This window comes from Oceanibaculum sp., from assembly GCF_022449305.1.
Taxonomy (GTDB): Bacteria; Pseudomonadota; Alphaproteobacteria; order Oceanibaculales; family Oceanibaculaceae; genus Oceanibaculum; species Oceanibaculum indicum.
In genome coordinates, this window is sequence record NZ_JAKUSO010000001.1 from 83,344 (window position 1) to 89,398 (window position 6,055).

A 6,055-nucleotide genomic window follows, 5' to 3' on the forward strand; every position below is an offset into this window, starting at 1 on the left:
ACCGCGGAAAAAACACCACGAACAGGGCTGCTGTCAGGGAGCGGGTAAGTACGGATCCCCGTCGTCGGTCGCGTAGGTGATGGTCAGATTGAGCGCGAAGACGATGCCCGCCTCCGTGCCTTCCTCGCGCACCAGCTCCTGCGCATAGCTGGCCTCCTCGATATCGATAGCGAGGCCGCCGAGCGTGGTATCGGCCAGCGCCGCCGTCAGGGTCTGGCCGTAAAGATCGCTGGCCGCTGCGCCCAGATCCTCGTCCCGGCCAGCGGCAACATGGCCTTCCAGATAGGCGGTGAGGCGGAAGGGCCAGAAATGCGTGGCGCGACCCTCGATATCCGGTTCGTGCCCGCCATCGATCAGGATGATCGCCGGCATCGACTTCCGGTCGGGCCGCCGACGGCGGTTGCGTGTGACAGTGTTGCCCTGCGGTGCCAGGCTGGCCAGCAGCTGCTGATGCAGGGCATCGAGGCAGCGCTCGCGGACTGTCATCTCCGGCATGGCCTACGCCTCCTCTTCCGAATATGGCACCAGCCAGAGCCGCCACAGCAACCGGTCCGGTTCCGGCCGCTCCGCCATATCGACCCTTAGAATCTCCGTAGGTTCCCCGTTCGGGGTCAGCAGATCGACCAGGTCTCCTTCCTCTACCGACGGCAGGACCGCCACGCGGATCTCGCCGATCCGCGTCGTGGTGCCGGTACCGGTCTGCATCAGGGGGATCGCTGCATCGCCCGTCATCCAGGCCATGCGGCAGGGAATGGGATCGCCGCCGGCTGCCAGACGCACCTGAACGTCGGCCGCCATGAACGGGTCTGCATGGATCGCGGCCAGCATCGAATCCCAGGAACCACCTCCCGTGCCCACACTCATCCGGCACAACCTTCGCGGAATATTCCCATCATCGGATCGCCGACATCAAAAGCTGCCATTGAGGCGCACCCGTCCGACAGTATCCGATGCGCCACCGCCGACGGCCTCGACCGCGGCGCCGATAAGCGTGTTGGAGGTCGCCGTCTTGGTGACCACCTTGTTGGTATCGTCCCAATAGACCTTGTCACCGGTCGACCAGGCCTGCGATACCGTCTTCGCCAGATCGAAGATGCCGACGAGACTGGCCTCAACACTCTCGCCATTGGCGGCATTCCCGGTGGCGACACCGAAAATGGAGCCGACGAGCAGGCCGTCACCGGACGTGACATCATAAGGTGCCGTCAGGGTGATCGTGTTGCCGGGCTGGACATAGTTGCGCATGGGTTACTCCTTTTGCGAGCTTGCAGATGGTACGAATATTTCCTACTTTTGGGGCGGGAGGATCTGGAAGATGACCGAGAAGATCAGCGTTTCCCTCACCGACGAGCACGCCAGGCTTCTGCAGGACGCCGTGAAGAGTGGCGATTACGCCTCGTCCAGCGAGGTGGTCCGGGAAGCGCTCCGCGAGTGGAAGACCCGCCGCCTCCTGGGCCGAATGTGGGACGAGGGCATCGCCAGCGGTCCCGATGAGCCCGATACGACCATGGACGACATCAAGGCCGAGGCACGCCGCCGCAAAACCCTTGTCTGATTCTCCATGGCACGGATCTCCTTTACCCGACGGGCCCGCGAGGACCTGATCGAGATATGGATGCACATCGCCGAGGATGATCCGCAGGCTGCCGACCGGCTCCTCGATCGGCTGAACGAAGCGGCCGGCCGCCTGGCCGAACACCCTGAGATGGGCGCGGCCCGCGACGACATCCGCCCGGGCCTGCGCTATCTGGTCAGCGCGCCATACCTTCTGCTCTACCGAACCACCGATGGCGGGGTGGAGATCGTTCGGGCCGTGCACGGTCGCCGCGATCTGTCTGGCCTGTTCTAAACAGGCTTACGCGCCAGGATTCTTGTAGAGGCCACGCCAGTCGATGGCCTTGGCGCCAAAGTCGAGTCGGCACTTGATCTCGACGCCGTCGACGTCGAAACCGTTGCGAGTCTCGATGTAGGCGCCCTGCTGGCCTTCGAGATAGGCGTACTCGATCGTGTCGATCTGGTTCGGGCTGGCCGCCAGATACCACGCCGTCTCGCTCGCGGCATCCAGTCGGGGCTCGCTGATCGGGGCGAGCGTCCGGATCGATTGCGGCACGACGCTGGCGGTCGCGGCGGGCACGAGGTTCTGGGCGACCATCTGCTCGGCCTTCAGTTCCAGCGAGGCGGGCACGATCAGGAAGGCAGGACGGACGTTCAGCACCGTCTTCTTGTCGAGCCCCGTCTGCTTGGCCATCGCGGCACGGGCCGCGCCCACCGCATCCACCGCCAGCGCCGCGCCTGTGCCCGCGAGGTTCTTGTGGGTGGTGTGGAACAGCGCGTTGCCGTCAGCCATCGCCGGGTTGGCGGTGATGATCCCCCAGACCACGTCCGACTCCAGCTGGGCGATGGAGTTGCCGTACATCGCCGGGATCCGGGTGAAGGCGTCGAGGTCGTCATTGATCAGCGTCTGGCGGGTGATCGCGACCACCCGGCCATAGGTCTTGACCTTGTAGCTCTCCTTGCTCTCACCCAGCGTCCCGCGCTTGAACTCGCCGCTCTCGCCGACCTCCAGAAGCTGCGGGGCTTCGCCGAGCTGGACCCGGTGCATGGCCTTGAAGTCGGTCGCCAGCACCTGGCGGCAGAACAGCATGAAGGTGCGGGGATAAGCCTCGTAGGCCTGGCGCAGCGTCTTGTTGGTGACGGCCGAGAGGATCTCGGGGAAGTCCGAAGTGGAATGCAGCGCGCGCGTCGCCACTTCGTCGCGCGAGAGGCCGCGCGTGTTCACTCCGGCATTGCCGAGACTTTCGCGGGCGAGTTCCAGCAGCGTCATGCCGCGATACTGGCGCGCGGCGTCTTCGAGCTGGAAGAGCGTAGGACTGTAGCGGTGCAGCAGCGCGTTCGCCACGGCGTCGCGGCGGGTGATGCGCTCGTCATGTCCCCCGAGGGGGATGGAGACATGGGGGAAGGTTCGGGTCTCGTCCGACTTCGCGGCAACCTGATCGAGGATCAGGCGGCGGGACTCGTCGACGGTGACGCCGCGCTTGACCAGATCCTCGGCGAATCCGCGTTCGAGGTTCAGCCGCCCGGCCAGATCGTAAATGGTGGAGACGCGGTCGCGCTCGGCCTCGCGGGCGCGGGTGGCGACCGTCTCTGTATCGGGCGCAGCGGGGGCGTCAGTCTTCTGAAGCTTCGGCTGCGTGCGGGTTTCAACCTCGCCACGCTGCGGCTCGGTCGTCGTGGCCTTCGGCTCGGTCATGGTGGTGTCCTCGGTTTCGACCGGGTCGGTCGGCTGGGTGGTGGCGGCGGTTGCGGCGTCGCTCGCCGGGGTCTCGGTCTTGTCCGTCATCGGGGATACTCCTTGTGGTGTGGGGGCGTCCCGGCGGTGGAGGACGCAGTCGTGAAGGGGATGCTGGGCGCGGAAGCCTGCGGCCGGGTCCGCGCCGACCGCCACGGCGGAAACCTCGAACGGTGTCCAGTCGACAGCACGCCACAGCTCTCGGCCGCCTTCGGGCTTGGACACATCGAAGCGGTGGACCTGGTAGCCGATGGAGACCGCGCGGATGTGCCCGGCCTGGATGTCGCGCCAGATCGGCTCGACATCGGCGCGCTCGCTGATCCGCACCAGCGCAATGCCACGGCCGTTCTCGATGCGGGCCGATCCCGGTACGATCGAGCCGATCACCGCGTCGAGCTCGGTCAGTTCGTGCACCTTCAGGAAGGGCGCCCCGGCGTTCAGCCGTTCGAGCCGGACATGCGCTGGGTCAAGGCTCAACTCCTCGTCATAAGGCTCGCCGAAGAAGGTCGCGCGGCGTATGCGGGCCCCGGCCGACCAGACCACCTCGACGGTGCGGGCCTCTCCATCGGCCGTGTTCGGCGCAAGCTCCGCTGCCCGGCGCATGGCCGGCAGTTCGATCATCATGTCCATGGGGTCAGTCCTGTTGGTCGGCCTGCGCCGTGTCGGTTTCCGCATCAGCGGTGGGGTCGTCGGCGGCCGGATCATTCGCCGGATCGCTGGTCTGCGCGCTGCCGGTCTTGGTGACGCGTCGCGGATCGCTGTCGAGCACGAGGCCGAGCGCGTCGAGCTTGACGTTGGTCGCGGCGATCTCGGCCAGCACCGCGTCCGGGTTTCGGCCCTGCCGGGCGATCACCTCGGCCAGCGTCATCGTGCCCGAGCGGATCGACAGCAGGTTGGCCATCGCGTCCTTCTGCGGATCGACCGCCTCAAACTTAGGCGGCGACCATTCGACCGGCACGTCGGGCGTCGGGATGCGGCCCGCCGCCCACGCGGCCTCCGTGAACCAGCGCCAGACCGGGGCGCAGAACATCGGGATGAACAGCTGCCACTGCACGGCGTCGATCTGGCGGCGGAACTCCACGAGCCCGGCCCGGATCGAGGAATAGTTCACCTGGCTGAGATCGCCGGTGAGCAGCTCGTAGGGCACGCGGAATCCGGCCGAGATCGTGTGCAGGCTCGCCCGTTTGTATTCGCCGTAGCCGCCGGTGGCGGAGGGCTGGTTGAACCGGATGTCCTTACCGCCGCGGGCATAGGCGATCAGTCCCGGCTCGAACTGCTCGACCCGGTTGCCGTCGGCATCGATCACGGAAGGCGCGATGCCCTGCTGCGCCTCGTCGTCGCCGAAGACGATGGCGGTGACGCAGGCTTCCGTCTTCTTGCGGACCAGTTCGGCCACCTCGTAGTCGTCGAGATCGCGCAAGCTGCGGATTACCGGGGCGCCCCAGGGAACGCCGCGCGCCTGCGTGCGCTGCTTCTCGTAGACATGGGCGATCTCAGTCGCGGGGACCGGGCGGCTTTGCATACCGTTCTGCAACGTCCCGTAGACATCGCCCGGGTGCTCGGCATGGAGCCAGTAGGCCTGGCGCTTGCCGACCGGATCGAACTCGATTCCCTGCACGAGGCGTCCCGCGCCGAGTACGCCGGATTTAGTGGCGTCGAGGAAGTCGGCCTCCAGCACCTGCAATTGCAGCGGCACCGGCAGTCCGTCCGAGGATCGCCGCAGGCGGCGGCGCACCAGCACCTCGCCCGCCTCGACCATCTCGCGGCAAATCAGCGTTTGCATCCCATAGAAGTCGAGCTGACCGTCGGCGTCGCAATCCGCCGTCCAGCGTTCGAAGAGCGCATCGACCTTCCGGTCGAGCTTGTCATCACCGCTCGCGGCGCGCGGCATGATGCCCGCGCCGATGATGTTGTTGACCAGCACCGCGACAGCCTTGGCCGCATGCGGGTTGTTGCGCACAAGATCGCGCATCCGGTCGCGCAGCAACGCGCCAGCAATGCCAACCTCGGTGTCGGCCGAGGATCCCGGCGCACGCCAACCCTCGGTCCGCCGCCCGCGTGCGGCGCCGTCATAGCCACGCGTCAGCGTTTCGAACGCCTGACGTGCCATCACGCGCCGGGCGGCCATGCGCGGCGCCACCGCGGCGATGGCGTGATCGAACCAGGTTGCAGACATCAGCGGTCCCCGCGCGAGAAGCCCGCGAGCCCGGCCACGGGCAGCGGCCGCGTCGTCCCCGCAATGGCACGCTCGATGGTGCGGATGCGGGCGAGCAGGTCCTCGGCCGAGCCGTAATCGACGGACTTGCCGTCATAGCTGACCCGGGTCGTACCGCTGGCATAGGCCCGGCGCAACGCCGAGAGCTCGGTTTCCGTCCAGTCGGTCATCACAACCATCCTCCGCGCCGCCCGAGCCAGTCGGAGCGGCGCTTGCCCTGCGGGGCCTGTCCCGGCCGGTTGATCTGCCCGGCGGGATCGGTGTCGGTGGGGGCCGCCCCGAGCTGATCCTCGAGGTCTTGCCATTTCTCGGCGGTCCAGCGATCCGCGCCCGCGATCCAGGCGGCGGCGCGGGCATAGACCCGGCAATCCAGCGCCTCGTTGCGTTCGCGCAGCTTCTGCCATTCGAGCCGGGCGAAGCCGCGTTTCGTGCGCACCGTCACCAGTTGCTCGGCGACGAACTGCTTCAGCCATTCGTTCTCGACCCTATGCGGCAGATGCACGGAGCCCGGCGGGAACGCTGCCCCCTCGGCCATGTCCTCGTCGGTCGGC

General features: G+C 67.1%; 9 protein-coding genes. 2 read left to right on the forward strand and 7 right to left on the reverse strand.

Annotated elements, in window-relative coordinates; genetic code table 11:
* Window positions 1–33 precede the first annotated feature (33 nt).
* From MK313_RS00380 to MK313_RS00390, 3 genes are read right to left on the reverse strand one after another with little or no spacing between them, the layout of a single operon-like run.
* A complete protein-coding gene (locus tag MK313_RS00380) occupies window positions 34–495 on the reverse strand; it encodes a hypothetical protein (RefSeq protein ID WP_287779361.1) in 462 nt (153 codons plus the stop codon).
* A 3-nt stretch (window positions 496–498) separates the two neighbouring features.
* Window positions 499–864, reverse strand: a complete 366-nt coding sequence (locus MK313_RS00385) for a hypothetical protein (protein WP_287779364.1) — start codon at window positions 862–864, stop codon at window positions 499–501.
* Between the two features lie 45 nt (window positions 865–909).
* A complete protein-coding gene (locus tag MK313_RS00390) occupies window positions 910–1,245 on the reverse strand; it encodes a DUF2190 family protein (protein WP_287779367.1) in 336 nt (111 codons plus the stop codon).
* Window positions 1,246–1,315: 70 nt separating this feature from the next.
* On the opposite strand from MK313_RS00390, the gene MK313_RS00395 reads away from it, so the two are divergent.
* Complete coding sequence (locus MK313_RS00395; RefSeq protein WP_287779369.1) at window positions 1,316–1,555, forward strand: type II toxin-antitoxin system ParD family antitoxin; 240 nt, start codon at window positions 1,316–1,318, stop codon at window positions 1,553–1,555.
* A 6-nt stretch (window positions 1,556–1,561) separates the two neighbouring features.
* Complete coding sequence (locus MK313_RS00400) at window positions 1,562–1,849, forward strand: type II toxin-antitoxin system RelE/ParE family toxin (protein ID WP_287779372.1); 288 nt, start codon at window positions 1,562–1,564, stop codon at window positions 1,847–1,849.
* Window positions 1,850–1,855: 6 nt separating this feature from the next.
* On the opposite strand, the gene MK313_RS00405 is transcribed toward MK313_RS00400, so the two are convergent.
* The 4 genes from MK313_RS00405 to MK313_RS00420 form a co-directional block, all read right to left on the reverse strand.
* A complete protein-coding gene (locus MK313_RS00405; protein ID WP_287779375.1) occupies window positions 1,856–3,919 on the reverse strand; it encodes a prohead protease/major capsid protein fusion protein in 2,064 nt (687 codons plus the stop codon).
* Window positions 3,920–3,923: 4 nt separating this feature from the next.
* The gene (locus tag MK313_RS00410) at window positions 3,924–5,465 is read right to left on the reverse strand and encodes a phage portal protein (protein WP_287779378.1); all 1,542 of its coding nucleotides are present in this window, start codon (window positions 5,463–5,465) and stop codon (window positions 3,924–3,926) included.
* Window positions 5,465–5,674 carry a phage head-tail joining protein gene (locus tag MK313_RS00415; protein WP_028030714.1) on the reverse strand — a complete coding sequence of 70 codons (210 nt, stop codon included), beginning with the start codon at window positions 5,672–5,674 and terminating at the stop codon, window positions 5,465–5,467. The genes MK313_RS00410 and MK313_RS00415 overlap by 1 nt, the downstream gene beginning before the upstream one ends.
* Window positions 5,674–6,055 (reverse strand): terminase gpA endonuclease subunit (locus tag MK313_RS00420; RefSeq protein WP_287779391.1); only part of this gene is annotated, 382 nt, incomplete at its 5' end. The genes MK313_RS00415 and MK313_RS00420, both read right to left, overlap by 1 nt.